Annotated in this window: 26 protein-coding genes and 1 pseudogene; 12 read left to right on the top strand and 15 right to left on the bottom strand. The window is 59.8% G+C overall.

What is annotated here, in order from left to right; translation table 11 throughout:
• Positions 1-6: 6 nt before the first annotated feature.
• Together EL199_RS10435 and EL199_RS10425 are read right to left on the bottom strand one after the other, a co-directional pair.
• On the bottom strand, positions 7-336 hold the full coding sequence (locus EL199_RS10435; protein ID WP_004141588.1) for a hypothetical protein: 330 nt from the start codon (positions 334-336) through the stop codon (positions 7-9).
• A 316-nt stretch (positions 337-652) separates the two neighbouring features.
• Positions 653-2,299 carry a glutamine--tRNA ligase/YqeY domain fusion protein gene (locus tag EL199_RS10425; protein ID WP_004141590.1) on the bottom strand — a complete coding sequence of 549 codons (1,647 nt, stop codon included), beginning with the start codon at positions 2,297-2,299 and terminating at the stop codon, positions 653-655.
• A gap of 81 nt (positions 2,300-2,380) precedes the next feature.
• On the opposite strand from EL199_RS10425, the gene EL199_RS10420 reads away from it, so the two are divergent.
• The 4 genes from EL199_RS10420 to purE all read left to right on the top strand — a co-directional run bounded on the left by EL199_RS10420 (position 2,381) and on the right by purE (position 5,325).
• Positions 2,381-3,040: a transglycosylase SLT domain-containing protein gene (locus EL199_RS10420; protein WP_232008297.1), complete on the top strand. Its 660-nt coding sequence runs from the start codon at positions 2,381-2,383 to the stop codon at positions 3,038-3,040.
• A complete protein-coding gene (locus tag EL199_RS10415) occupies positions 3,041-3,601 on the top strand; it encodes a Sua5/YciO/YrdC/YwlC family protein (RefSeq protein ID WP_004141594.1) in 561 nt (186 codons plus the stop codon).
• A gap of 9 nt (positions 3,602-3,610) precedes the next feature.
• Positions 3,611-4,732, top strand: coding sequence for a 5-(carboxyamino)imidazole ribonucleotide synthase (locus EL199_RS10410; protein ID WP_004141596.1), 1,122 nt, complete (start codon positions 3,611-3,613; stop codon positions 4,730-4,732).
• A gap of 86 nt (positions 4,733-4,818) precedes the next feature.
• Entirely contained in the window at positions 4,819-5,325 is a 507-nt protein-coding gene (purE, locus tag EL199_RS10405; protein WP_004141598.1) for a 5-(carboxyamino)imidazole ribonucleotide mutase, read from the top strand.
• A gap of 9 nt (positions 5,326-5,334) precedes the next feature.
• Here the strand turns inward: purE and EL199_RS10400 are convergent, their stop codons facing one another.
• Positions 5,335-6,222 carry a LysR family transcriptional regulator gene (locus EL199_RS10400; RefSeq protein WP_004141600.1) on the bottom strand — a complete coding sequence of 296 codons (888 nt, stop codon included), beginning with the start codon at positions 6,220-6,222 and terminating at the stop codon, positions 5,335-5,337.
• Between the two features lie 96 nt (positions 6,223-6,318).
• Here EL199_RS10400 and EL199_RS10395 point away from each other — a divergent pair, with 96 nt between their 5' ends.
• Complete coding sequence (locus EL199_RS10395; protein WP_004141603.1) at positions 6,319-6,906, top strand: NAD(P)H-dependent oxidoreductase; 588 nt, start codon at positions 6,319-6,321, stop codon at positions 6,904-6,906.
• A 96-nt stretch (positions 6,907-7,002) separates the two neighbouring features.
• On the opposite strand, the gene EL199_RS10390 is transcribed toward EL199_RS10395, so the two are convergent.
• From EL199_RS10390 to tsaE, 3 genes are read right to left on the bottom strand one after another with little or no spacing between them, the layout of a single operon-like run.
• Positions 7,003-7,542, bottom strand: coding sequence for a shikimate kinase (locus tag EL199_RS10390; protein ID WP_004141604.1), 540 nt, complete (start codon positions 7,540-7,542; stop codon positions 7,003-7,005).
• Positions 7,543-7,552: 10 nt separating this feature from the next.
• Entirely contained in the window at positions 7,553-9,121 is a 1,569-nt protein-coding gene (locus tag EL199_RS10385) for an N-acetylmuramoyl-L-alanine amidase (RefSeq protein WP_004141606.1), read from the bottom strand.
• 29 nt (positions 9,122-9,150) lie between these two features.
• Positions 9,151-9,711: a tRNA (adenosine(37)-N6)-threonylcarbamoyltransferase complex ATPase subunit type 1 TsaE gene (tsaE, locus tag EL199_RS10380; protein ID WP_232008296.1), complete on the bottom strand. Its 561-nt coding sequence runs from the start codon at positions 9,709-9,711 to the stop codon at positions 9,151-9,153.
• Between the two features lie 57 nt (positions 9,712-9,768).
• Here tsaE and EL199_RS10375 point away from each other — a divergent pair, with 57 nt between their 5' ends.
• The 6 genes from EL199_RS10375 (at position 9,769) to EL199_RS10350 (ending at position 13,781) form a co-directional block, all read left to right on the top strand.
• Entirely contained in the window at positions 9,769-10,125 is a 357-nt protein-coding gene (locus EL199_RS10375) for a roadblock/LC7 domain-containing protein (RefSeq protein WP_004141611.1), read from the top strand.
• 79 nt (positions 10,126-10,204) lie between these two features.
• A complete protein-coding gene (locus tag EL199_RS10370) occupies positions 10,205-11,209 on the top strand; it encodes a hypothetical protein (protein ID WP_004141614.1) in 1,005 nt (334 codons plus the stop codon).
• 25 nt (positions 11,210-11,234) lie between these two features.
• Positions 11,235-11,768, top strand: a complete 534-nt coding sequence (locus EL199_RS10365) for a GTP-binding protein (RefSeq protein ID WP_004141618.1) — start codon at positions 11,235-11,237, stop codon at positions 11,766-11,768.
• Positions 11,769-11,777: 9 nt separating this feature from the next.
• Positions 11,778-12,194: a roadblock/LC7 domain-containing protein gene (locus tag EL199_RS10360; protein ID WP_004141621.1), complete on the top strand. Its 417-nt coding sequence runs from the start codon at positions 11,778-11,780 to the stop codon at positions 12,192-12,194.
• A gap of 70 nt (positions 12,195-12,264) precedes the next feature.
• Positions 12,265-13,314 carry a tRNA (adenosine(37)-N6)-threonylcarbamoyltransferase complex transferase subunit TsaD gene (tsaD, locus tag EL199_RS10355; protein WP_004141624.1) on the top strand — a complete coding sequence of 350 codons (1,050 nt, stop codon included), beginning with the start codon at positions 12,265-12,267 and terminating at the stop codon, positions 13,312-13,314.
• Positions 13,311-13,781 carry a hypothetical protein gene (locus tag EL199_RS10350; RefSeq protein WP_004141628.1) on the top strand — a complete coding sequence of 157 codons (471 nt, stop codon included), beginning with the start codon at positions 13,311-13,313 and terminating at the stop codon, positions 13,779-13,781. Before tsaD ends, EL199_RS10350 begins: the two co-directional genes overlap by 4 nt.
• Positions 13,782-13,836: 55 nt before the next feature.
• On the opposite strand, the gene EL199_RS10345 is transcribed toward EL199_RS10350, so the two are convergent.
• The 4 genes from EL199_RS10345 to EL199_RS10330 all read right to left on the bottom strand — a co-directional run bounded on the left by EL199_RS10345 (position 13,837) and on the right by EL199_RS10330 (position 17,865).
• Complete coding sequence (locus tag EL199_RS10345) at positions 13,837-14,748, bottom strand: factor H binding protein domain-containing protein (protein ID WP_004141631.1); 912 nt, start codon at positions 14,746-14,748, stop codon at positions 13,837-13,839.
• A gap of 373 nt (positions 14,749-15,121) precedes the next feature.
• A complete protein-coding gene (groL, locus tag EL199_RS10340; protein WP_004141640.1) occupies positions 15,122-16,762 on the bottom strand; it encodes a chaperonin GroEL in 1,641 nt (546 codons plus the stop codon).
• Positions 16,763-16,788: 26 nt separating this feature from the next.
• Complete coding sequence (locus EL199_RS10335; RefSeq protein WP_004141642.1) at positions 16,789-17,073, bottom strand: co-chaperone GroES; 285 nt, start codon at positions 17,071-17,073, stop codon at positions 16,789-16,791.
• A 135-nt stretch (positions 17,074-17,208) separates the two neighbouring features.
• Positions 17,209-17,865: an esterase/lipase family protein gene (locus EL199_RS10330; protein ID WP_004141643.1), complete on the bottom strand. Its 657-nt coding sequence runs from the start codon at positions 17,863-17,865 to the stop codon at positions 17,209-17,211.
• Between the two features lie 176 nt (positions 17,866-18,041).
• On the opposite strand from EL199_RS10330, the pseudogene EL199_RS13360 reads away from it, so the two are divergent.
• Positions 18,042-18,488: pseudogene (locus tag EL199_RS13360) on the top strand (DUF4272 domain-containing protein).
• On the opposite strand, the gene EL199_RS10320 reads toward EL199_RS13360, so the two are convergent.
• From EL199_RS10320 to EL199_RS10300, 5 genes are all read right to left on the bottom strand, one after another.
• Positions 18,434-19,306: an EamA family transporter gene (locus tag EL199_RS10320; RefSeq protein ID WP_004141647.1), complete on the bottom strand. Its 873-nt coding sequence runs from the start codon at positions 19,304-19,306 to the stop codon at positions 18,434-18,436. The pseudogene EL199_RS13360 and the gene EL199_RS10320 overlap by 55 nt on opposite strands.
• 66 nt (positions 19,307-19,372) lie before the next feature.
• The gene (locus tag EL199_RS10315; protein WP_004141649.1) at positions 19,373-19,825 is read right to left on the bottom strand and encodes a MarR family winged helix-turn-helix transcriptional regulator; all 453 of its coding nucleotides are present in this window, start codon (positions 19,823-19,825) and stop codon (positions 19,373-19,375) included.
• On the bottom strand, positions 19,822-22,194 hold the full coding sequence (gene topA / locus EL199_RS10310) for a type I DNA topoisomerase (RefSeq protein ID WP_004141651.1): 2,373 nt from the start codon (positions 22,192-22,194) through the stop codon (positions 19,822-19,824). The genes EL199_RS10315 and topA overlap by 4 nt, the downstream gene beginning before the upstream one ends.
• A gap of 23 nt (positions 22,195-22,217) precedes the next feature.
• Entirely contained in the window at positions 22,218-23,327 is a 1,110-nt protein-coding gene (gene dprA / locus EL199_RS10305; RefSeq protein WP_004141653.1) for a DNA-processing protein DprA, read from the bottom strand.
• On the bottom strand, positions 23,327-24,511 hold the full coding sequence (locus tag EL199_RS10300; protein ID WP_004141655.1) for a LysM peptidoglycan-binding domain-containing protein: 1,185 nt from the start codon (positions 24,509-24,511) through the stop codon (positions 23,327-23,329). Before EL199_RS10300 ends, dprA begins: the two co-directional genes overlap by 1 nt.
• Between the last annotated feature and the right edge of the window lie 85 nt (positions 24,512-24,596).

Genomic DNA, 24,596 nt, shown 5'->3' with positions numbered 1-24,596 from the left:
AGACTGCTATCGTGCAATTTCCATATACGCTGTTTTGTTGTTTTCCCCTTTCCAGGTTGTGCCGGTTTTTACCAGTACACAACGCACCGGCGTTTTCCAGTCATGCTTGTTACAGCTGGTGATTTGGGCACCGTGTGCCTTTGCATCTTCTGCCTGCGCGTAATAGAACGCTGCACGTTGCGCCTGCCCATACGCAAATGTCGTCATCACCCCACAAATCGCGAAGGCAACAAAAGCCAGTCCCCAGCTCCAGCGCACCGCCCGTTTCGGGATGGAGACATAATGACTGCGCAGCATTGCTTTTGCCTCCTCTGCAAGGATAGCCATTTCATCCATGACTTCATTGTAATTAAGCTGCCCTCACCCCAACCCCTCTCCCAAAGGGAGAGGGGCCTATCCGCTGAAATGCAAACACGCCCTAGAGGCTGTTTACAATTCAAATCTCCCTCCCCTGCAGGGCGAAGCCCGCAGCGGGGGAGGGATGGGGAGGGGGGTGGACAATGCCGCTTACGAGATGAAATTTCGATTTTTCAATCGTTTGCTGCCCTCACCCCAACCCCTCTCCCACAGGGAGAGGGGCTAGTTCGCTGAATTGTAAACAGCCCCTAGGGGATGCCACCGCACAGAGCTTTGCGTGGATGGTTATGTCCGCTTATTTGAAGCCGTCGCGCAGTTCGACGGTGCGGTTGAAGACGGGTTTGTCTGCCGTGCTGTCGGGGTCAACCGCGTAGTAGCCGAGGCGCTCGAATTGGTACACGGTGCCTGCTTCTGCCGGGGCGGCGGGTTCGGTTTTCGCGCCCTGGATGATGGTGAGCGAGTGCGGGTTGATGGTGTCAAGGAAGTTTTCGGCTTCCATCGGGTTCGCCTGGCTGAAGAGGCGGTCGTAGTTGCGGATTTCGCAGTCGAGCGCGTGTTTGGCGCTGACCCAGTGGATGACGCCGTTGGCTTTGTAGCCTTCGGGGTTTTTACCGAGGGTGTCCGGGTCGTGGTGACAACGCAGTTCGGTGATGTTGCCGTCCGCGTCTTTGATGATTTCGTCGCAGGTGATGACGTAGCTGCCGCGCAGGCGCACCGCCTGGCCGGGGGCGAGGCGTTTCCATTTTTTCGGCGGGTCTTCGCTGATGTCGTCGCGCTCGATGTAGAGGGTGTTGCTGAAGGGGACGCTGCGGCTGCCCTGGCTTTCGTCTTGCGGGTGGTTGGCGAGTTGGTAGTGTTCTTCGTGGTCATCCGGCAGGCTGGTGATGGTGACTTTGAGCGGGCGGACGACGGTCATGCGGCGCGCGGCGTGTTCGTTCAGGTAGTCGCGGATGGTGCTTTCGAAGTATTCGATGGCGATGGTGCCGTCGGCTTTGCTGATGCCGATTTTGCGGCAGAATTCGCGCAGCGCGCCCGCCGGGATGCCGCGGCGGCGCATGCCCGCGATGGTCGGCATGCGCGGGTCGTCCCAGCCGTTGACGTGTTTTTCGGTCACGAGCTGGATGAGGCGGCGTTTGGAGAGGACGGTGTATTCAAGCGAGAGGCGGGCGAATTCGATTTGTTGCGGGTGGCAGGGGGTTTCGAGGACGTTCAGTACCCAGTCGTAGAGCGGGCGGTGGTCTTCGAATTCGAGGGTGCAGAGCGAGTGGGTGATGTTTTCCAGCATGTCCGACAGGCAGTGGGTGTAGTCGTACATGGGATAGACTTTCCATGAGTCGCCCGAGTAGAAGTGCGCGGCGTGGCGGATGCGGTAGATGACCGGGTCGCGCAGGTTGATGTTGGGCGAGGCCATGTCGATTTTGGCGCGCAGGACGTGGCTGCCGTCGGGGTGTTTGCCGTCCACCATTTCCTGGAAGAGCGTGCGGTTTTCGGCGATGCTGCGTTCGCGGTAGGGGCTGTTTTTGCCGGGTTCGGTGAGTGTGCCGCGATTCACGCGGATGTCTTCGGCGCTTTGGCTGTCCACGTAGGCGAGGCCTTTGTCGATGAGTTGCCAGGCGTAGTCCAGCAGCTGCGGGAAGTAGTCGCTGGCGTGGCGCAGGTGTTTCCAGTCGAATCCGAGCCAGTGCACGTCGCGCTTGATGCTCGCCATGTATTCTTCGTTTTCTTTTTCGGGGTTGGTGTCGTCAAAGCGCAGGTTGCAGTAGCCGTTGAAGCGCTCGGCCATGTCGAAGTTGAGGCAGATGGATTTGACGTGGCCGAGGTGCAGGTAGCCGTTGGGTTCGGGCGGGAAGCGGGTGATGACGTTGCCGCCGTTTTTGCCGTTTTTCAGGTCTTCTTCGATGATGTTTTTGATGAAGTTGGCTGCTTCCGGGGTCTGGCTCATGTAGGATCCTCGTGTGTTGTTGTTTTGGCTTTGTCGTGCGCCGGTGTAGAATGCGGCATTTTAGCAGATAGCGGAGCAGCTATGCGTTTGCATGGGAGTTTTTGCGTTTTGGCATGCCTGGTCTTGGTGGCGTGTTCGTCTTCACATTCGGGTTATAAGAAGCACCGTCATCATCCGGCCAGCGCCGATATGAGCCAGGATCCTTGGGATAATTTGGCGCCGCGCGACCCGCGTTATCAGAATGAGCCGCAGCCGGCAGTGTCGTCGATGGAAAATGCCTGCGTGTTGTTGTCGCAGCGGCCGCATTGGGCGGAGGCACTGGATGCGACGCGCATCCGCTGGCATATCGAGCCGTGGCAGGTGCTGGCGTTCATGCATCAGGAGTCGCGCTTTAATCCGACGGCGATGAGTACTTCGCAGGCTTATGGTTATGCGCAGGTGAAGCAGCCGACCTGGGAGTGGTATCAGATGAAACGCGGACGGCAGAATGTCTCGCGCGAGCGCTTTGATGATGCGGTGGATTTTATCGGCTGGTATGCCAACCAGAATGTCATCCGCAATGGCGTCGATTTGAATGACGTGAGAAACCAGTATCTTGCCTATCATGAAGGGCTGGGCGGGTTTGAGAACCGCAGCTTTTTGGCCAAGCCGTGGCTGATGACGATTAGCGACAAGGTCGCCGACCGCGCCGCGCTTTATCAGGCGCAGTTGCGCGACTGCCCGGTCGGCTGGTCGTACTAGATGCTTGTTCCCCCAGAAAAAAATGCCTTCCTGAACCTGCTGCACTCGCGGCAGGTTTTTGCGTATCCGACGGAAGCGGTTTATGGCTTAGGCGGCGATCCGCGGGCACCGGAGGTGTTCGCGGAAATTCTGCGGCTGAAGGGCGCACGCACGCCGGGGCAAGGCATGCTGCTGGTTGCCGCCAACTGGGCGCAATGCGCCGACTGGGTGGACGGTCTGGACGCCGCCCTCATCGCCAAGTTGCAAGCGCTCGCCGCCGACCGCGCCACCACCTTCATCCTGCCCGCAGCCGCCAGTGTTCCTGTTTATCTGCGTGACGCGGCCAGCGGCCGCATCGCCATCCGCGTCAGCCAGCACCCGCTGGTGCGCCAGCTTTGTACCTGGGCAGACAGCCCGCTCATTTCCACCTCTGCCAACCCCAGCGCGGCGTCACCGGCGCGCAGCGCGGCAGAAGTGCAACACTACTTCCCCGCGCTGCCGGTCATTGCGGGAGAAACAGGCGGCGAAGCGCGACCGAGCCGCCTGTGGGACGTGGCAAACGCCACAGCATTACGAGACTAAGGAGTGCACATGAAACTGGCAATACTCGGCGGCGGCCAACTGGGCAAAATGTTCCTGCAAGAAGCAGCGGACTACCCCATGCCTGTCGCCGTCCTCGACCCCGACCCGCGCGCGCCCTGCGCCGCGCTCACCGGCCTGTTCAAACAGGGCGATTACCGCGACAAACAAACTGTGCTGGATTTCGCCAAGGACGCCGACGCGGTTGGCATCGAAATCGAGCACGTCTCGGTAGAAGCGCTGGAAGCGCTGGAAGAAGCGGGCAAGCGCGTCATCCCCGCGCCGCGCGTGCTGCGCCTCATCCAGGACAAAGGCCTGCAAAAACAGTTTTACGCCGACCACGGCCTGCCGACCGCGTCGTTCTACCTCGCCAGCGGCCTCGCCGACATCGACCCCGAACGCATCCCGCTGCCCTTCGTGCAGAAAACACGCACCGGCGGCTACGACGGCAAAGGCGTACAAGTCATCGTCAGCGAAGAAGACCTGCACAAACTGTGGGACGTCCCCTCCGTCATCGAAACCCTCTGCCCCATTGCCCACGAAATCGCGGTCATCGTCGCCGCCGACGGCAACGGCGGCACCGTTGCCTATCCCGTCGTCGAAATGGTCTTTGACAACGTGCTGAACCTCGTCGATTACGTGCAAATGCCCTCCTTCCTCAGCGCCAAAGTACGCGATAAAGCACAACAACTGGCGCAGCAACTCGTGCAGGCCTTCGCCGCGCCCGGCCTTTACGCGGTAGAAATGTTCGTCACCAAAGACGGCGACATCTGGATTAACGAAACCGCGCCGCGCGTGCACAACAGCGGCCACCTCACCATCGAAGCCTGTGCCAACTCCCAATTCGAACAAATGTGGCGCCTGCTCGCCGGCATGCCGCTCGGCTCCGTCCAACAATACCGCCCGGCGGCGATGATCAACCTCATCGGCGCCTACGGCCACAGCGGCCCGGCGCTGCTCGAAGGACTGGACGCGGTACTCGCCCTGGACGAAACCTACATCCACTGGTACGGCAAAGCCGAAACCCGCCCCGGACGCAAAATGGGACATATCACCGTGCTTGCCGACCACGAACCGGCGCTCAAAGCCAAAATCGAACAAATCCGCCAGGCGGTGCGGGTAATAAGCCGCTAAAGCCAATCCCTCCTTCGCCCTGCGGGGGAGGGGGACTTTTCAATTATCAACACGCCCTAAGCCAAACCAACCCGACACAACACACCATGCACAAAATCGGCATCATCATGGGCAGCGACAGCGACCTGCGCATCATGCGCGAGGCTGCACAAACCTGCGCCCAATTCCACATCGCGCACGAAGTCACCATCGTCTCGGCGCACCGCACCCCGGAGCGCCTCCTGGACTACGGCAAAACCGCCACCGCGCGCGGCCTGCGCGTCATCATCGCCGGTGCGGGCGGCGCCGCCCACCTGCCGGGGATGATTGCCGCCGTCACCCCGCTGCCGGTCATCGGCGTCCCCATCCACTCCAGCAACTCCATTGACGGCTGGGACAGCGTCCTCTCCATCCTGCAAATGCCGGCGGGCGTGCCGGTCGCCACTGTCGCCCTCGATGGCGCGAAAAACGCCGCTCTGCTCGCGCTGCGCATCCTCGGCGCCAGCGACGAAACCCTGCGCAACCGCCTCGCCGCCTACCAGGACGAAATGCGGCAAAGCGTACTCGACAAAGCAGACGCGCTGAAAAACGAATACCCCTGCGACTACCGCTAACACCGCGCCTTACCCCTCCCGCAGCACCTCGCACAACGCCCGCAGCGCGGCCGACACCTGCCGGTTCGGATAATACAAAAAGAAACCGTCATAGCGCGGCAGCCAGCCCTCCAGCACCGGCAGCAACCGCCCGTCTGTGAGCGCAGCGCGGCAGAACACATCCAGCGCATAGGCCAGCCCCAAGCCGCGCATCGCCGCATCCAGCATCAGCTCCGGATCGTCCAACACCAGCGCGCTGGACACCGCCTGCTCAAACGCCTGCCCGTCGCGCACAAACTCCCAGCGGTACAGCCTGCCGCCGCCCAACTGACGAAAACCAATACAGCGATGCCCGGCCAAATCCTGCGGTGACTGCGGCGCCGGACAGCGCGCCAAATAATCCGGCGCGGCGACAATCACCGCCTGAACCGGCGGGGTGATGCGCAGCGCGACCATATCGCGCGCCACACTCTCGCCCAGACGCACCCCCACATCAAAACCGGCGCTGACGATATCGACAAAGCCATTCTCGGCGGCAATATCCAGCCGCACATCGGGGAAGCGTTCGGCAAAAGCGCGCAGCTTCGGCAACAACACACACGACGCAATGCCGCGCGGCACAGAAAGCCGCACCTGCCCCGTCGGATGTGCGCGGAAATCATTGACCGCCTCATCCGCCGCCTCCAGCGTCGAAAGCGCCGGCGCAATCCGCGCGAGCAGCGCTTGCCCCGCCTCAGTCAGCGCCACACTGCGCGTCGTGCGGTGGAAAAGGCGCACACCGAGCCGCGCTTCCAGCGCGCGCAGCCCGTGCGATACCGTGGACGGCCGCAAATCGAGGCGCGCCGCCGCCGCACGCAAACTGCCTTCCTCGGCAATCGCCACAAAAATCGCAAAATCCGCAAAATCACCTGCTCGCATTGATGGCTCTCCGGCAACAAGGCATACAACAAAACGGGGCTTATGCTAGCGCATCGCGCCGCCTAAGATGTGCTTAACCCCCTCACGGAGCCAAACATGAAAACCCTCGTCAATCTCTTTCATCCGCACCTCGACAAATCCACCGTGCACCGCAGTTGGGCGCAGCGCCTCGCGCAAGAAGCGGACATCACCCTGCGCGACCTCTACGCGCGCTATCCGGACGGCAAAATAGACGTTGCCGCCGAACAGGCCGCGCTGCTCGCGCACGACCGCCTCGTCTTCGAGCATCCCTTTTACTGGTACAGCACGCCGCCCTTGATGAAACAATGGCTGGACGATGTCCTCACCTACGGCTGGGCGTACGGCGCGGGCGGCAACGCGCTTGCCGGCAAAGAATGGCTGTCGCTCATCTCCACCGGCGGCCCGGCGGACTCCTACCAGGCGGGCGGCTACAACCGCTTCTCGATGAGCGAGTTCCTGAAACCGCTGCAACAAACCGCGCATCTGCTGCAAACCACCTTCCTGCCGCCGTTTATCTTCCACGGTGCGGTACAGGCAACGCCGGAAGCCGTCGCGCAATCGGCGGAGGCGATGCTGGCGCACCTCCGCGACCCGCTGCTTGATCCGCAAAAACGCCTCGCCGCCCTGCTCGGCAAGATGCAGGAAGACGGGGTGGCGCTGTAAGCACCCCAGTATTTCGCCGCACGCAAGGCATTCTTCGCACCCATCAAAAACCCCGCCACAGCGGGGTTTCTTTTGGCACGGAAGCGCCGCGCCGCGCTATTTCTCGCGCCGCAGGCGGTTTTCCACGTCGTGCAGCAGTTTTTTGAAGGAGTTGGTGAAGTGGTTGTTGTCGGTATCGACGCGGATGTCCGCCAGGCCTTCGTAGAGACCGAGGCGTTCGTCGCGCAGTTGCTCCAGTTTGGCTTGCAGGTTTTCGGCTTCTTGGACGAGCGGGCGGTTGCGGTCGCGACCGATGCGCAGGATTTGCCGGCGCACGGAGACGTCGAGGAAGACGACGAGGAATTGTCCGGCGATGAGGCGGCGGTTTTCGGCTTTGAGAACGATGCCGCCACCGCAGGCGACGACCATGTCGCGCGGTTCGGCGAGGATGTCCGCCAGCACGTCGTGCTCGCGTTTGCGAAAGCCCGCTTCGCCTTCGGCGGCGAAGATGGTCGGGATGTCCACTCCGGTGCGCGCGCACAGGGCGTGGTCGGTGTCGGTGAATTCCCAGCGCAGGCGGGTGGCAAGGCGGCGGCCGAGCGAGGTTTTGCCCGCGCCCATCGGGCCAATCAGTACGATTTTGCGTCCGGCGGTCATGCGCGCACCCTCATTTGCCGAGCAGCATGTGCTGCGGCAGGTGTTCTTCAAAGTAGCGGGCGATGCCGTTTGCGATGCCGCGCGCCAGTTGTTCCTGGTAGTCGGGCGAGGCGAGTTTGCGCGCTTCATTGGGGTTGGAGATGAAGGCAGTTTCAACCAGCATGGAGGGTACGGCGAGCGAGCGCAGCACGACGAAGTTGGCGCTGTTGACGCGCTTGCCGTGGATGTTGCCCAAGCGGGCAAGTTCGTTCAGGGTGCGGCTGGCAAGCGCATGACTGGCTTCGATGGTTGCTTCTTGCTGGATGCTGAGTAGCGCCTGCTGCACGTCGTTGTCGTATTTGCTGACGTCCACGCCCCAGCGCTGGTCCACGGTGTTTTCGGTGCGTTCGAGGTATTTGCCGAGCTGGGTATTCGCGCCTTTGGTGGAGAGGATGAAGACGGAGGCGCCACTGGGTTGGTCGCTTTCGGCGGAGTCGGCGTGGATGGAGACGAAGATGTCCGCGCCGCGCCGCCGTGCGCTCGCCGGGCGCTCTTGCAGCGGGATGTAGGTGTCGCCGTCGCGGGTGAGGAAGGCGCTGAAGCCTTTTCTGCTGTTGAGCTGTTTTTTCAGGCGGTGCGCGATTTGCAGGACGACGTCTTTTTCGCGCAGGCCGGTATTCGGGTTGACCGCGCCGGTGTCTTTGCCGCCGTGGCCAGGGTCGATGGCAACCACAATGGTGCGCTTGGAGATGGCGGTCGGCGTGAGGATTTTGTTCTGTTTTTCGATTCTGCCGGTGGATGAGATGTCGCGCTCAACGGTAACGGTCGTCGGCGCCGGGATGGGTCTGACGTTCGGAGCCGGTCGCGGCGGCGGGGTGACAGCGACGATGTTCGGCTGTGGACGCGGCGCCGTTTGCGGCAACGGCGCGGTTTGCATAAAGGGCGGCGGCGCGGTGCTGGTGCGTGGCAGGTTGCCGTTGGGATAGCCTGTGCTGGCGACAGGCGGCGGATTTTGCGGCAGCGGCATTGAACCCGGTGGGCTGGCGATGCTGATGCCGCCGTTGTCGCGCCCGTTTTCCAGCGCTTCGCCTGCGAAGACGACGTAGGGCGGCTGCGCTTCTTCCAGCGATTCGAGGGTCAGCGCCTGTTCGGCAAGGTTGTCGTAGATATCAATGACGATGCGGTTGCCGCGCCCGTTTTCCGGCGGCATGGTGTAAATGTTGGCCTTGGCGGGATAAAGCAGGTCGATGACAACGCGCAGGGTGGTTTCGTTGCTAAAGCCGGTACGGATACTGCTCACCGCACCGGTATTCAGGGTCAGACCGGCGCGGCCGCTGCGTGCGGCATCGGGCAGATCCAGCACGATGCGCGGCGGTCCGGCGAGGCTGAACTGGCGGAAGACGGTGGGGCGGTCAAGGTCGAGGACGAGCTGGGTTTTGTCCGGCAGGCGGTTATAACGCACGTCTTGCAAGGTTACCGCCAGCGCCTGCGCGCCAAAGCACAGGCAGAGAAGCATCAGCAGCAATTTGCGCCAGCCGTAGAGCATCTGTATTGCGGTTCGCAGCACGGGTTTCCCTTTGAATTTGTAGAAAGATTGCATTATGCCTGTCTTGCTGGGGGAAGCGCAATTTACGCGGCGGCAACCGACAAATAGCGCCTGCCGTCGCGCAAGGCAAACTGACAGAAAACGTCAGCCGCGGGCAGGTAATCACCGCCGTTTTGTGCCCATTCGATGAAAATATGCGTGGCACGCTCGCTCCAGTCGCGCACATCGAGATACAAAAGCTCGTCCGGCGCCGCCAAACGGTACAAATCTGCATGGATAACAGTCTGTTGCCCTATATAATATTCATTCATAAGGGCATAGGTAGGGCTTTGCACCACACCGCTATAACCCGCCTGCCGCAGCCAGTGCTGCACGAAAGTCGTTTTGCCCGCCCCCAGCGTCCCTTCCAGATAATAGACTTTTTTATCAGCACATTGCCGCAATGCTGCGACTGCCGCATCCAGCGCTTCCCAGGTGGTGATGTCAAAAATTCGCTCCATCCGGCACTCCCGAATCATTAAGAAAGAGGGCGTCATTACAGCAGCAATCCGCGCCGCTGGCAAAATTGCGCGCGACAATGGCGGAAATTCTGTGGTAATATTTTGTTGTTCATCGTTTTTCAGCGATGGGTACGGGCGAGGCATAATGCCTCATGCCTTGGGCGTTATGCAAAATAGTTATATCACTTGGAGTAAATCTACATGGCTAAAATTGATCTTAGCAGTCTGCAAGACATTGATGGTTTCAAAGCTGCCGCACTGGTTGATGCTGATAGCGGTCTGGCACTCGCTACCGAAGGTTCAGGTCTTGACCTCGAACTCGCTGCCGCCGGTAATACCGAAGTCCTCAATGCCAAGCGTCGCGTTTCCAAATCCCTGTCACTGAACGACAGCATTGAAGATATCCTCATCACTTTGGGCAAAGGCTATCACCTCATTCGTCCGCTGGAGCGCAACGAAAAATTGTTCCTCTATCTCGTTCTGGATCGTTCACGTTCCAACCTCGCCATGGCTCGCCACGAATTGCGCGCTTTCGAGAAAGAGCTTGATTTCTCCTGATCCAAGGACTGATCTCGTGCGCTCCCTATCCCCAAATAGGGGGCGCAATTTTTATTTATTGTAAACGGAAAACCTCGTTATGCCGGATAATCACAGTATTTGTCTGCTCGGATTCTCTCCGGAATCAGAAAACCGCATCAAGAAAATCATCAACAGTACCCCCGACCATCCGGATATTACGTGGGTTGCTGCCAATCATAAAGGCTTGAATGGCGTTGTCATCAATGCCAGCTTTTTATCCACGCCGCAAATCCAGAAATACATCTCGCTGGTTAATTGCCCGATTGTTTGCGCTTTTAATAGCGATGATGGCGCAAATCAGGCAAAAAACCACAGTTATCCGGCGCTTGACTTGCGTGAAGCAGAGCAGGCCGATAACAGTTACTGGCTCGGCAAACTGTTCGGCAGTGCCAATACCACCCCGATATTAGATGCACACACCAATAGTCAAACCGCGCCAGAAGCAGCAAGCCCAGTTTATTCCAGCGTCAGCAGCACCGATACCCGCGAATTGCTCGACCACATTCGCCGCCGCGATAACATGGTGATTCGTGCCACTTCCGATAAAAGCACCACCTGGATTAAACCGCGCGAAGGATTGGTTTATATCAATTACCCGCGTGAATCCGTCCCCGGCTTTGATTCCTGGACATGGATTGCAACCGACCATAACGATATTCCCGATAACGCACGCAAACTGCAATTTGATTTATGGCTGTTTGAAAGCCTGTGGCAATCGAATATGGACGGGCGGCACGATATTGACGACCACGCTTATTACCGCCTCATCCGTTTCCCGCAGCCCCTGGGACGACATGGCCGTACCGAAGCGCTGCGCCTGGCGACTTGCGCGCAATCGCATCCGGTCAATATCGCCACCCTTTTTGAAAAAACCTCCTATTCCTACGACCGCATCCGCCGCTTCCTTTTTGCGACGTTAATGGCCGGACAAGTACAAAAAGTCGAGCAAGAAAGTTTCGTCGCTGATGAACCCGTCAAGCGCGTTTTTACGCCACAAGAGAAAGAAAAAGTGGAGCAAAAACGCAGCCTGCTGCAACGTCTGCGCGCGAAACTCGGACTATAACTAAACCTAACCAGACACCATTCACATGCAAGAATTCAAAATTATCTTCGCAGGCAGCATGGGCGCCGGAAAAACCACGGCAATCAAGGCGCTGTCCGACAAGGAAGTCATCTCGACCGATGTCGCCAACAGCGACAAAAAAGCCCACAACAAACTGCTGACTACCGTCGGCATTGACTACGGGCAAATCCTCTTGCCGCCGGATACCAAAGTCGGCCTCTATGGTACGCCCGGACAAGAGCGCTTCGAGCTCGTCTGGCGCGTCGTTACCGAAGGCGCGCTAGGCGCCATTGTCCTCGTGGACGGCTCCTCACCGAAAGCAGCGAAAGAACTGCCGTACTACGTAGATTATTTCCATAACCACAACATGAACAGCATCGTCGTCGGCATCACCCACTGTGACGTGGATGGCGCACATCTGACGCTCGCTGACGGCTTCAAACTGCTGGAAGCGCGTGACTTCAAATTCCCCATCTTCGAAGTGGATGCCCGCAAGCGCGATGATGTATTATTGCTGGTCGAAACCCTGATAGCTTCCATCGAAGCAGAACTGAATTAAGGAGCGCCCATGGCAACACTGGAAGACTACCGCGAAAGCAGCTTCGTTACCTACTGCACCCGTGCACTGGAAACCTTCGCCGCAGAAACCCCCGGCGTGAAAAACGTAATCCTCGCCACGCCGGACGGCTTTGAAATCGCAGCACATGCGGACAGTTCCAAGCACAGCGCGGACAGCCTTGCAGCCGTCGGTAGCTCCCTTTTTGCCTTGGGTTCCTCGCTCATCGGAGAATTCGAGCTGGGTGCGACCCGCTCCATCACCATCGACAGCGAAAAAGGCAAGGTTTACATCAGCTCCGTCCATGCCGACGACAAAGCGCTGATCCTCCTTATCCAGTCCACACAAAACGCCATGCTTGCCCACATCCTGCACGGCGCCAACAAACTCTCCGACCAAATCGGCAAACGGCTGCTGCTCCTTGCATGACCGCCTTGCCTGGTCGCCCGACAGCCCCGCACCCCGCGCGGGGCTTTCTCATTCCCGCAAGATCTGCCCCATGACCACGCGCGCTCCCCTAATCCTTGCCATCGAATCCTCCTGCGATGAAACCGCCGTCGCACTCTACAGCAAAGCCGACGGCATCCTCGCCAACGAAGTCTATTCCCAAATCGAACTGCACCGCCAGCACGGCGGCGTTGTCCCCGAACTCGCCGCACGCGACCACCTGCGCCGCCTGCCGCTCGTCCTGCAACAGGCCCTGGAGCGCGCCGACAAGACCCTGCAAGACATCGAACTCATCGCCTACACCGCCGGCCCCGGCCTGCTCGGCGCACTGATGACCGGCGCCGGTTACGCGCGCGCGCTCGCTTACGCGCTCGGCATCCCCGCGATTGCTATTCATCACATGGAAGGCCACCTGCTCTCGCCGCTACTGGCCGAAGCGCAACCCGAAGTGCCGTTTGTCGCCCTGCTCGTCTCCGGCGGCCATACCCAACTGATGGCGGTGGACGCCCCCGGCAAATACCGCCTGCTGGGGCAAACGCTGGACGACGCTGTCGGAGAAGCCTTCGACAAAACCGCCAAACTGATGGGACTGCCTTACCCCGGCGGCCCCGAACTGGCTGCGCTTGCCGAACAAGGCGACGCCAACCGCTTCCCGCTGCCACGGCCGATGACCAACCGCCCCGGCATGGACTTCAGCTTCAGCGGCCTCAAAACCCAAGTGCGCCTGCTCATTGAAGAACACCTCGAAAAACAGGGCAACGACACGCAAACCCGCGCCGACATTGCCGCCGCCTTCCAGCAAGCCGTCATCGAAACACTGGCCATCAAATGCCGCCGCGCCTGGCAAGAAACCGGCTACCGCGACCTGGTCGTCGCCGGTGGCGTCAGCGCCAACCGCCTGCTGCGCCAGACCCTGCAACAAGAAGCCGAAAAACAGCGGCGGCGCGTGTACTTCCCGCCGCTCGCCCTCTGCGGCGACAACGCCCTGATGATTGCCTTCGCCGCCGCGCAGCGTTACGACGGCCACGACAGTCCGCTCGACATCGCCGTCCAGGCACGTTGGGACCTTGCCACCCTGCCACCGCATCCCGTTGCCCCATGAGAAAAAGACAAATTTCCCTCACCTTTGAAACCGGCCTGCTCGCCACCATTGCCATTACCCTGAGCCTCTGGACATTGCTGCGCCTGATAGGCGTTGCCACCTTTGCCGGTGCGGGCTGCCAACAGCACGGCATGCACATTGACCTGGCGCACATCAAGGAATACTGCAAAGTCATCAAACTCACCGGCTACAGCGGCTTTGCCAACCTGCTCGCGCTCGCCACCGCCGCGGCGGGCATTTATGGTGCGGTGCAATGCTTCCGTTGCCGCGCCAACGGCATCATCACCCTGATCCTCCTCTTTGGCCTGCAAAGCGTCGCCCTGCAACTGGGCGGCCTTTCGCTTTATCTGCCCAGCGCGCTCAACTTCTACTACCAGTACGAGAGCGCGGACTTTGCCATCAACATCAACCTGCTGATGCTCATCCTGTTCCTCAATGCCATCGGCCGCTACCGCAACGATTTCTGAACCGCATCCATAAAAAACGCCGGATATCCGGCGTTTTTTATGCGAACAGACGCGCTTACTGGACGATATCGCCGCGCGCCCCGTGGAAGCCGACGACATCGCGGTTGTCGGTATTAACCACCTGTCCGGCCATTTCTTCCGCGCGGTTGCCGTAAAACATCGCCTGATAAACCAACGGCTGTTTATAGCGGTCGCTGGCGTTGCCGGTCACGCCGAAGCCGCCGTTCATCTCGGTCAGCGCTGCGTTTTTCAGCGTGATCATGCCAAAGCGGCTGATGTTTTCGATGCGGCCATCGCCTTGTCGGGTGGCGAAATCCACGTTGTAGATGAAGGTGCCGCGGTCGAGGCGGTCAAAGGCGGCGCCGGTATAGGTTGCCTTGCCGCTCACGGGGATTTGCGCAACGGGCGTGGTGATGCCGTAAGTGTCGCTGCTGGCAACGCCGCCCGCATCGTAGTAACCAACAACGACCCCGCTGCGGAAGCCCTGGTAGCTGCGCAGGGTGACGGCCTGGTTGTCCTTGTCGTCTTTCTTCGGTGGGGTAGGCGTCGGGTTGGTGCCGCCGTTATTATCGTTCTTGACCAGAGTCAGCGTGCCTTTCACGGAGGTAAAGCCAGAAGGCAGTTTGCTGAAATCGCGTTGTGCGTTTTCGCCGTCAAAGCCGCGGGTCGGCGTGCCATCTTCCGCCGTAATCAGGAACGGCGCAGGTTTGGCGCCATTGAGGGCGTTGTAGGGTTCAATGGAGATTTTGCTCGCGTTGAATGCGGCTTTTTCTTCGTCATTGGGCGGCGCGACGCCGGTATCGGGGATGGGCGGGTGTTTGGATTTTTGCGTTGCACCGGCTTGCGGGTCGGCCGGATTATTGCTGTTTGCGCCGCTGTCCTTGTCATCACTGCCACCGCAGGCAGCGAGTAAAAGCGGCAACAGCGCGAGCACCAGCATGGGGGACTTAAGGGGTAATTTCTTCATATTTCAATCCTTTTCTGAAAAATTACGACAAGGCAAGCTGTCTTGTCATGGCGATTATCGGCCATTTCTGTCCGTGCTGCATGGTTTTTCCGCGCACACAAAAAAACCGGACACTTTGCAGTGTCCGGTTTCGCGTTGGTGCGGGAATGCGCTAGAGGCTGTTGACAATTTGACAAACGAACCCCTCTCCCTCTGGGAGAGGGGTTGGGGTGAGGGCAGGATAATCAAACCTCGCATGACAACATACGTTTGAGGACTACCTCGTTTTGAATAATGCCGTCGCTACGCGACTTTTTATACCCCCTCCCCGACCCTCCCCCGCTCCGCGGGGGAGGGGGATGTCTCAATTGTCAACACGCCCTAGGCGCAGGGCTTACATCATGCCCATGCCGCCCATGCCTCCCATGCCGCCCATGTCCGGCGCGGCTTCTTCTTTCTTCGGAATTTCTGCCACCATCGCTTCGGTGGTGATCATCAGTCCGGCGATAGAGGCCGCGTTTTGCAGGGCAAAGCGGGTGACTTTGGTCGGGTCGATGATACCGGCAGCGAGCATATCGACGTATTCGCCGCTGGTAGCGTTGTAGCCTTCGTTGTCTTTGCCGGCCTTGACGCGATCCACGACGACAGCGGCCTCAACGCCTGCGTTGGCAACGATGGTGCGCAGCGGGTATTCCATCGCGCGGCGGGCGATGTCGATGCCGACTTGTTGGTCGTAGTTTTCGCCTTTGAGGTTTTCAATGGCTTTGACGGCGCGGATGAGAGCAACACCACCGCCGGGGACGATGCCTTCTTCAACGGCAGCGCGGGTGGCGTGCAGCGCGTCTTCAACGCGGTCTTTTTTCTCTTTCATCTCAACTTCGGTCGCAGCGCCCACTTTGATGACGGCAACGCCACCCGCCAGTTTGGCGACGCGCTCTTGCAGTTTTTCGCGGTCGTAATCGGAGGTGGATTCTTCGATTTGCGCACGGATGCTGGCCACGCGGGCTTCGATTTTCGCGGAGTCGCCGCTGCCGCCGATGATGGTGGTGTTTTCTTTGCCGACGACGACACGCTTGGCGGTGCCGAGGACGGTCATGTCGGAGCTTTCCAGGGTCATGCCCAGTTCTTCAGAGATGACTTGGCCGTTGGTGAGGATGGCGATGTCTTCGAGCATGGCTTTGCGACGGTCGCCGAAGCCCGGCGCCTTGACGGCGGCGACTTTGACGATGCCGCGCATGCTGTTGATAACCAGGGTAGCGAGTGCTTCGCCTTCGACGTCTTCAGCAACAATCAGCAGCGGTTTGCCGGATTTGGCGACGCCTTCGAGAATCGGCAGCAGGTCGCGGATGTTGGAGATTTTCTTGTCGTGCAGCAGGATGTAGGGCGCGTCCAGCTCAACGTTTTGGTTTTGCGCGTTGTTGATGAAGTAGGGCGAGAGGTAGCCGCGGTCAAACTGCATGCCTTCGACGACTTCGAGCGAGTCTTCCAAGCCTTGGCCTTCTTCGACGGTAATCACGCCTTCTTTGCCGACTTTTTCCATCGCTTCGGCGATTTTGTCGCCGACGGTGCTGTCAGAGTTAGCGGAGATGGTGCCGACTTGCGCGATTTCCTTGTGGGTTTCGCACGGCTTGGACATGGCGTGCAGCGCTTTCACGGCTTCCAAGACGGCCTTGTCGATACCGCGTTTGACGTCCATCGGGTTCATGCCGGCAGCAACGGCTTTCAGGCCTTCGCTGACGATGGCTTGCGCGAGGACGGTGGCGGTGGTGGTACCGTCGCCGGCGACGTCGTTAGTCTTGGAGGCGACTTCTTTCACCATTTGCGCGCCCATGTTCTGGAACTTGTCTTCCAGCTCGATTTCCTTGGCAACAGAAACGCCGTCTTTGGTGATGGTCGGCGCGCCGAAGGATTTTTCGAGGATGACGTTACGGCCTTTCGGGCCGAGGGTGACTTTGACGGCATTGGCGAGGATGTTCACGCCTTTGAGCATTTCTTTGCGGGCGGCTTCGCCGAAGCGGACTTCTTTAGCTGACATGTATTAACTCCTGAATGGTTTATGAATTATTGAATAACGGCAAAAATTTCTTCTTCACGCATGATGACGTAATCCTCGCCATCAACTTTCACTTCCGAGCCGGAAAACTTGCCGAACAGCACGCGGTCGCCAACTTTGACATCCAGCGGGCGGACTTCGCCGTGCTTGCTCTTGCCCGGGCCAACGGCGACAACGACGCCTTCAGACGGCTTTTCGGCAGCGCTGCTGGCGAGGACGATGCCGCCGGCGGTGGTGGTTTCTTTTTCCTGACGTTTGACGATCACGCGATCGTGCAGAGGGCGAAGGTTCATGAATGAGCTCCTGAAAAGATAGATAGATGAAAAATCCCGCTGTCGCGGGGGTGTTTAATGACACAACGCCCTAGATAGGGTTAGGGCGCGGCGCTTTCAAGGCGGACAATAAAAACTTTTTTAGACGGATGATTATTAAGCGTTTTTATCTGCGAGCGGCAGGCTGCGAAACCAACGGTCGGCGAGTAACGCCGCCTTGCGGTCAAATTGCAACGCGCTGTGCGAGGTCGGCAAGCGGTAAAAGGCGGCGGCTTGTGGCAGTTCCGTTTCGCTGACCGCAACCGTGCCGTCGTTCGGCTCGTCGGCAGCGAAAATATGCAGCGCATTGCCCACGCCGATGGCCTTTGTGCCAGCGATGCTGAGTAGCGGGATGGTGCTGTCCCACGGCGGCGCCTCGCCATCCAGCCCCTGCTCCCAGCAGTGGCCGAGAATGCGGCGGCGCCAGGGGTGTTCGTGAAAATAGCGCCCCACCTTGCTGCCCAGATGCGGCGTGCCGAGGGTGACGACGCGGCCGCGCGCCAGTCCCTGCGGCCATTGCTGGCGCAGATGGCGGAGGTAAAGGCCGCCGAGGCTGTGGCCGATGGCATGGAGCGGGGCGTCGCCGGCAAAATCCTGAATCTGCGGTAGGTGGCGGGCGACGCTGTCGTGCAGCGTTTGCGTGCGTGTTGGGTAGGTGAGCGCGAGGCACTGGTAACCGCGACGGCGCAGTTGTGCCATCATCGGGCGCAGCATGGTGGCGCGCATGAAAAGGCCATGCACGAGAAGGACTTTGGCGGGGGCGTCGTTAGGCATAAGTGTTTCCGGCGAGGTTGGCGTGGCGTCATGGTACAAATTTCGCCGTCAGGTTGCGTGAGGCTTTGGTTATCTAGCGGTACACGCAACGCCGCACAGGGCGTTGTGTGGATTGCTAGATAAGGAAGCAGAGGCTTGCTGGCATAGTGCCGCCCGAACCTTTACCGGAGAATCCCATGCCGAAAAGCCCTGAAACCCGCAAAGCCGCTTCCATCGCCAAACTGCAAGCGCGCGGCATTCCCTGTCTCGACAGTCTGCCCGTTATTGAAGCGGCAGACGCAGCGCGCATCCGCAGCGCGGAAGAAATCGCGCGCCGCGCCATCGCCTGCCTGATTGCCATCCAGGCGGCCTTTGCCCAACACGACGGCAGCTACAGCGAGGCCGGCGCCGCCTGGTGTCACGACCGCCTCGAACAATAGGGTGTTACCGACGGCATCACGCCCAACGAAAGCATGGTTTTTGCCGCCCGCGCCAGCGAACAGGACAACATCAACATGGTGTGGAAATACGAAGCCTACTGGATACTGCTCTGGGCGCTCGGCATCGTCGCAACCCTGGACTACCCCGATCACACCATTGACTGCGACTTTGCCATGCACGCCGTCGCCCGCTGCACGCCGTAAATGGATGCCAGTACCAGCGCAAAACCGGTAATCGCACGCCAGCCAAAGTGTTGGTCGAGGAAAATCCAGCCAAGAGCGAAGGCGCAGAGCGGGCTGAGCAGCCCCAACGAGGTAACGGTCGCAGGCGAGAGATGGCGGACACCGCGAAAAAAGAGGACGTAGGCAAGCAATGCTCCGCATAAGCTCAGGTACAGGTAACCGCCGATATGGCGCGCGCCAAGCGCAGGCAAAGGCGGCTCATACCAAAGGGCAAACGGCAGCAGGCATAGTCCGCCGATACAAAGTTGCCAACCCGTCAGCGCCAGTACGGAGAGGTGCAGATGCCAGCGTTTGGTGAAGATGATGCCCGCTGCCATGGACAACGCCGCACAGAGTGCCGCTGCGATGCCGAGGGAATCCAGCTGTGTTTGCGGCGAGGCGACGAGTAGCACAATACCGATAACACCAAGTGCGGCCGAAAGCCACGCCAGCCGCGGCGGTCGTGTGCCCGCAAGCGCCATAAAGGCAAGTACCCACAAGGTTTGGGTGGAATTGAGAATAGCGGCCAATCCGCCCGGCAGACGGTAGGCGGAGATGAACAGCATCGCCTGAAACAGACCGATGTTGAGGATGCCAAGAACGATAAGTCGGGCGACTTCTTGGCGACGCGGCCATTCGCGTGTCCATAGCAGCAGGAGCAGTCCGGCAGGCAAGGCGCGCAGGACAGCAGCGGTGAGCGGACGCTCAGGCGGGAGGTATGTGGTCGTGACGAGGTAAGTTGAACCCCAGATGAGCGGCGCAAGGGCGGTCATGAGGAACGGCAGGAGGCGGTGGGTCATATCGGTGGCAGGTTTTGCAGCGCTGAAAAGCCCGCAGTTGCGGGCTTTTCGAGAATGGGGAGCGGTTCAGGCGGAGGCCATGTTTTCCCGCATGCGCACGAGGTAGTCGCGCAGGATTTCGCGTTCACCTTCGTTGAAGTTTTTCAGCGCCGCTTCTTTGGCCTCTACCGCGATTTCGTGCATGTGGTTCATCAGCGGCTGGCTTTTTTCGGTGAGGAAGATGAGGTTGGTGCGGCGGTCTTGCGGATCCTGACGGCGGTCCAGCAGTCCTTCGCGTTCGAGTTTGTCGATTTGCCGGGTGAGCGTCATCGGCGCCAGATCCATGTATTCGGCGAGCCGCGTCTGGCTGACCCCTTCGTAGCGCGAGAGGTAGGTCAAAAGCGTCCATTGGGTACGGCTGATGCCGTAGATGCGCACGCGCCGGTCGTAGTAGCGGTTCATCAGGCGCGTGGTGTCGTGCATGAGGAAGCCGAAGCCGTGGCGCAGGTCGTCCAGGCTGTGTTCTTGCGGGTCTATCATTTTTTGCTCTCTTTTGTTTTTGTCGCCTTGCTGCGGCTCGTCTTCCCTGTCGCAGTGCTGGCTTTTTTCGCGGTTTTTGTGGTGCTTTTGCCCGTCGTTCCCCGCTTGGCTTTGCGTTCTTTGGCTTTTTCGAGGAGTTCCAGGGCGGCTTCGAGTTCGAGTGAGGCCGGTTCTATCGTTTTTGGGATAGATGCGTTAATACTACCATTGCTTACATATGGGCCAAAGCGACCATTCAATACTTGTAATATTTCGTCGCCATGTTTTATCTCTTTTATGTATTTTTGGCTGTCGGCTTCTTTTTTGGCGGCGATGAGTTCGAGTGCGCGCTCAAGCGTGATGGTGAGCGGGTCTTCTTCTTTGGGCAGGGAGACGTAGCGCTTGCCGTAACGCACGTAGGGGCCGAAGCGGCCAATGCTGGTTACGATTTCGCCATCTTCTTCGGAGTGGCCGACAACACGCGGCAGTTTGAACAATTCCAGCGCTTCTTCCAGGGTGATTTCGTCCATGTTGCGGTCAGACGGGATGCTGGCAAATTGGGGTTTTTCTTCGTCGTCTTTGCTGCCGATTTGCACAAACGGCCCGAAGCGGCCAAAGCGGACGCTGACGGGTTTGCCGCTTTTCGGGTCGGTGCCGAGTTCGCGCGCCTGCATGACTTCTTCGCGCGGGATGTCTTTTTTTTCGTCAAGCTGGTGCGAGAACGCGCTCCAGAAGTCGCCGAGCAGCGGTTTCCACGCGCGCTCGCCGCGCGAGACGGCGTCCAGGTCGTCTTCAAGGCGGGCGGTGAAGTCGTAATCAACGTAGCGCTCGAAGTGTTTGGTGAGGAAGTCGTTGACGACTTTGCCGATGGTGGTCGGGATGAAGCGGCGGTTTTCTTGTTCGACGTATTCGCGGTCTTGCAGGGTGCTGATGATGCTGGCGTAGGTGGAGGGGCGGCCGATGCCGTTGTTTTCGAGTTCTTTGATGAGGGCTGCTTCGGAGTAGCGTGGCGGCGGCTGGGTGAAGTGCTGGTTGCCGAGGATGTCCAGCAGTTGCAGGCGGTCGCCCGCTTGCATCGGCGGCAGCAGGCGGTTGTCGTCGTCTTCGTCTTTGTCGTCGCGCTCTTCCTGGTACACGCTCATGTAGCCGGGGAATTTGACGGTGGAGCCGCTGGCGCGGAACTGGTTTTTGTCATCGCCCGCATGGAGGTCGGCGCTGACGTTTTCGAGGATGGCGGAGGCCATTTGGGAGGCGATAGCGCGCTTGCGGATGAGTTCGTAGAGTTTGTGTTCGTCGCCGGAGAGGCCGAGGCTTGCCGCGTCGCGGCCGCAGTCGGTGGGGCGGATGGCTTCGTGCGCTTCTTGCGCGTTTTTGGCTTTGGTTTTGTAGTAGCGCGGTTTGTCCGGCAGGTAGTTGGCGCCGTATTGTTGGCTAACCCAGGTGCGGATGGCGCTGATGGCTTCTTGTGCGAGGTTGACCGAGTCGGTTCTCATGTAGGTGATGTGGCCTGCTTCGTAGAGGCGCTGCGCGACGCGCATGGTTTTTTGTGCGCCGAAATGCAGTTTGTTCGCCGCCGCCTGTTGCATGGTGGAGGTGGTGAAGGGCGGTGCCGGGTTGCGTTTGCTGTCTTTTTTGGCGACTTCGGCGACGGTGAGCACGCCTTGTGCGGCAGCTTTGAGCGCGTCTATCGCGGCGTGGGTGTCTGCGGCGTTGGTGAAGCTGAATTTTTTGGTTTTTTCGCCAGCGTAAATGGTGAGTTTGCCGGGGAATTCTTGGCCGCCGTAGCTGATGGCGGCGGCGATATCCCAGTATTCTTCGCTGTTAAAGGCTTCGATTTCGCGCTCGCGTTCGACGATCATGCGCAACGCGGGCGATTGTACGCGGCCGGCGGAGAGGCCGGGGCGGACTTTGCGCCACAGGAGCGGCGAGAGGTTGAAGCCGACGAGGTAGTCCAGCGCGCGCCGTGCCTGTTGTGCGTTCACCAGGTCCATTTCGAGCTGGCGCGGGTGGGCGACGGCTTGCTGGATGGCGTTTTGGGTGATTTCGTGGAAGGCAACGCGGTAGACGTTTTTGTTATCGAGCGCGCCGCGTTCGCGCAGGATTTCGCGCAGGTGCCAGGAGATGGCTTCGCCTTCGCGATCGGGGTCCGTTGCGAGGTAGACGTTTTCGGCGGTTTTCGCCGCTTTGGTGATTTCGTTGACGTGGCGGGCGTTGCGCTCGATGATTTCGTAGTGCATGGCGAAGTCGTCGGCGGTATCGACCGCGCCGTTTTTCGGGACGAGGTCACGCACATGGCCGTAGGAGGCCATGACTTCGTAGTCTTTGCCGAGGTATTTGTGCAGGGTTTTGGCTTTTGCCGGGGATTCGACGATGAGGAGGTGTTTGCTCATGGCTGGCTTTTTGTTCCGGTAAGTCAGGAGAGGCGCTGGAACATGCCACCCGGCAATGCGGCGACGCGACCGTCCAGCTCGAATATTATCAGCATGGCGGAAATTTCTGCGGGCGTCAAATCGAGGCGGGCGACGAGGTCGTCCACGCGGCAGGGGTCAAAGCCCATTGCTTCCAGCAGCGGATGGCTGTCATTGTCGGTTGTTTCAGCGGCTGGCGGCGCGCTTTGTATCTGCATTTCGAGGTTGGCGCGCGCCAGCGGGTAGAGTTCTTCGAGGACGTCCTGTGCGGTTTCGATCAGTTTTGCGCCGTCTTTGATGAGGCGGTGGCAGCCTTTGGCAAGCGGGTTGTGAATGGAGCCGGGGATGGCGAAGACTTCGCGCCCTTGGTCGGCGGCAAGGCGGGCGGTGATGAGCGAGCCGCTTTGTGCCGAGGCTTCAACGACCAGTACGCCGAGGGCGAGACCGCTGATGATGCGGTTGCGACGCGGAAAGTTGCCGGCGCGCACGCCGGTGCCAATCGGGTATTCGGAGACTATCGCCCCCTGCGCGCTGATGCGGTGCGCGAGGTCGTGGTGGCGGGCGGGATAGACACGGTCAAGCCCGGTACCGACGACGGCGATGGTTTTGCCGCCGCCCCGCAAGGCGCCTTCATGCGCGGCGCCGTCGATGCCGAGCGCGAGGCCGCTGGTGACGGTAATACCCGCTTGGGCAAAATCCTGCGCGAAGCTGTGGCAGGTACGCCGCGCCGGTTCGGTGGCGTTGCGGCTACCGACGATGGCGATTTGCGTGGAAGCGAGCAGTGCCGCGTCGCCATGCACGAACAGTAGCGGCGGTGCGTCGTCGGTTTCGCGCAAGAGTGGCGGGTAGGCGGGGTGATGCAGCGGGATGATGTGCCGCCCATCGCCCTGTTGCAGCCAGTCAAGGTCGGCATTTACCGCGGGGTCGTTAAGCATCGCCTGCCAGGCGGCGATTTTGTCGGCGCTGAGGTTAGGCAGGCGTTTGCGGATGTCGGCGGTCGGGGCATGAAAAAACGCTTCCGGCGAGCCGAAGGCTTCCAGAAGCGTGTGGTAGGTTTTGCTCCCGACGCCCGGCGCACGCAGGAGCGCGCACCAGGCTCGCAGGTCAAAGCGCATCAGGGTCGGACGAGGGAATCGGTTTCGTAGATGCTTTCGTTGGAATCCAGCACGAAGCCGATACTGACGTCGTCATAGACGCGGATAATCATCAGGTAGCCGACCTGGCGACCGGGGACTTGTACCGGTTGGCCTTTCATCTGGCGTGTCGGGCCTTCGCGGACGATCTTCCAGATATCGCCGACTTCGGCGCCGTTATCACGGCCAAAGCTGGTGATGACGGTATCGAATTCCTTGATGGTCGGGTAGATGTTCGAGCTGCGGATGATGTAGCCGCGTGAACATTGGCCGGACGGCATTTTCGGGAAGTAGTTGAGCGGGTCTTCGTGCGCGTCAATCGGCAGGACGACGTCTTCTTCGTGCATCGGCTCGACCGCTTCCTGAATGTGCAGTTTGGTGAGGTCGGTGGCAACGTCATAGCCCACCACGCCGACTTCGCCGATGTAGCGCATTTCGTAGCCTATCGCCGGAGCCTGTTTCTGACCTTTGTACTTGGCCTGATCGACGATCGGCTCGCCAATCGGGCGGAAGATGCCGTAGGTCTGGCCTTGCTGGGCGTTGTTCATGCCCTTGGCGTAGATTTCCTGCTGCTCGGTCAGGGTGAGGTAATCGCCCGCGTCGCCGAGGACAAACGGCAGGTTCTGGATTTCGTTCGGACGCAGGATGCGGGTCTTGAGCGCGTGTGCCTGAATGGCATCGCCTGCGATGGAAACCGGACGCGAGCCGAAGTTGTCAACGCGCATATGCGGCGAGTAACGGATAATCGGCAGGCCGTCGCGGGTCGTGCGGCCGGTATCAACGCCGTGATATTCGCCTGCTTCCACAATCGTTACCCGTTTTTGCCCGTTGATGGCGACCACGCTCAAGACGTCGCCCGGATAAATAAGGTGCGGGTTTTTGACTTGCGGGTTGTCATACCAGATGTTCGTCCAGTACCAGGGCTGGATGAGGAAGCGCTTGGAGATGCCCCAGAGCGTATCGCCCTTCTTCACCACATAGCGCATCGGGTATTGCTGCTGGAAGGCGTCATCGGTATTGGCAAGCTGGCGCGGGAAGCTGCCGTCATTGAGACAGAGCTCGGTCGGGCGCTCCTGCCGGTTCAGGAAAGGGTCGCGCGGCGAAGTACACCCCGCCAGGACCACTGCCAGGGCGATGCCCAGTCCTTTTAATTGGCTTTTATACACAATAATTACTCCTATCTGATCTCATCGGTTCCATTTCACCCCGTAAGGGCTGTTCGCGTATAATAGCGGTTTCCTAACCATTTTC

Origin of the sequence: Cardiobacterium hominis, from assembly GCF_900637305.1 — a bacterium.
Classification (GTDB): domain Bacteria; phylum Pseudomonadota; class Gammaproteobacteria; order Cardiobacteriales; family Cardiobacteriaceae; genus Cardiobacterium; species Cardiobacterium hominis.
Note: the sequence above shows the minus strand (reverse complement) of the source record. Positions and strands in the feature narration are given on the sequence as shown.

Excerpts from the sequence above, each read along its gene's own strand:
- EL199_RS10435 (WP_004141588.1), bottom strand. The coding sequence starts at position 336 with ATGGATGAAATGGCTATCCTTGCAGAGGAGGCAAAAGCAATGCTGCGC.
- EL199_RS10425 (WP_004141590.1), bottom strand. The coding sequence starts at position 2,299 with ATGAGCCAGACCCCGGAAGCAGCCAACTTCATCAAAAACATCATCGAA.
- EL199_RS10420 (WP_232008297.1), top strand. The coding sequence starts at position 2,381 with ATGCGTTTGCATGGGAGTTTTTGCGTTTTGGCATGCCTGGTCTTGGTG.
- EL199_RS10415 (WP_004141594.1), top strand. The coding sequence starts at position 3,041 with ATGCTTGTTCCCCCAGAAAAAAATGCCTTCCTGAACCTGCTGCACTCG.
- EL199_RS10410 (WP_004141596.1), top strand. The coding sequence starts at position 3,611 with ATGAAACTGGCAATACTCGGCGGCGGCCAACTGGGCAAAATGTTCCTG.
- purE (WP_004141598.1), top strand. The coding sequence starts at position 4,819 with ATGCACAAAATCGGCATCATCATGGGCAGCGACAGCGACCTGCGCATC.
- EL199_RS10400 (WP_004141600.1), bottom strand. The coding sequence starts at position 6,222 with ATGCGAGCAGGTGATTTTGCGGATTTTGCGATTTTTGTGGCGATTGCC.
- EL199_RS10395 (WP_004141603.1), top strand. The coding sequence starts at position 6,319 with ATGAAAACCCTCGTCAATCTCTTTCATCCGCACCTCGACAAATCCACC.
- EL199_RS10390 (WP_004141604.1), bottom strand. The coding sequence starts at position 7,542 with ATGACCGCCGGACGCAAAATCGTACTGATTGGCCCGATGGGCGCGGGC.
- EL199_RS10385 (WP_004141606.1), bottom strand. The coding sequence starts at position 9,121 with ATGCAATCTTTCTACAAATTCAAAGGGAAACCCGTGCTGCGAACCGCA.
- tsaE (WP_232008296.1), bottom strand. The coding sequence starts at position 9,711 with ATGCCTCGCCCGTACCCATCGCTGAAAAACGATGAACAACAAAATATT.
- EL199_RS10375 (WP_004141611.1), top strand. The coding sequence starts at position 9,769 with ATGGCTAAAATTGATCTTAGCAGTCTGCAAGACATTGATGGTTTCAAA.
- EL199_RS10370 (WP_004141614.1), top strand. The coding sequence starts at position 10,205 with ATGCCGGATAATCACAGTATTTGTCTGCTCGGATTCTCTCCGGAATCA.
- EL199_RS10365 (WP_004141618.1), top strand. The coding sequence starts at position 11,235 with ATGCAAGAATTCAAAATTATCTTCGCAGGCAGCATGGGCGCCGGAAAA.
- EL199_RS10360 (WP_004141621.1), top strand. The coding sequence starts at position 11,778 with ATGGCAACACTGGAAGACTACCGCGAAAGCAGCTTCGTTACCTACTGC.
- tsaD (WP_004141624.1), top strand. The coding sequence starts at position 12,265 with ATGACCACGCGCGCTCCCCTAATCCTTGCCATCGAATCCTCCTGCGAT.
- EL199_RS10350 (WP_004141628.1), top strand. The coding sequence starts at position 13,311 with ATGAGAAAAAGACAAATTTCCCTCACCTTTGAAACCGGCCTGCTCGCC.
- EL199_RS10345 (WP_004141631.1), bottom strand. The coding sequence starts at position 14,748 with ATGAAGAAATTACCCCTTAAGTCCCCCATGCTGGTGCTCGCGCTGTTG.
- groL (WP_004141640.1), bottom strand. The coding sequence starts at position 16,762 with ATGTCAGCTAAAGAAGTCCGCTTCGGCGAAGCCGCCCGCAAAGAAATG.
- EL199_RS10335 (WP_004141642.1), bottom strand. The coding sequence starts at position 17,073 with ATGAACCTTCGCCCTCTGCACGATCGCGTGATCGTCAAACGTCAGGAA.
- EL199_RS10330 (WP_004141643.1), bottom strand. The coding sequence starts at position 17,865 with ATGCCTAACGACGCCCCCGCCAAAGTCCTTCTCGTGCATGGCCTTTTC.
- EL199_RS10320 (WP_004141647.1), bottom strand. The coding sequence starts at position 19,306 with ATGACCCACCGCCTCCTGCCGTTCCTCATGACCGCCCTTGCGCCGCTC.
- EL199_RS10315 (WP_004141649.1), bottom strand. The coding sequence starts at position 19,825 with ATGATAGACCCGCAAGAACACAGCCTGGACGACCTGCGCCACGGCTTC.
- topA (WP_004141651.1), bottom strand. The coding sequence starts at position 22,194 with ATGAGCAAACACCTCCTCATCGTCGAATCCCCGGCAAAAGCCAAAACC.
- dprA (WP_004141653.1), bottom strand. The coding sequence starts at position 23,327 with ATGCGCTTTGACCTGCGAGCCTGGTGCGCGCTCCTGCGTGCGCCGGGC.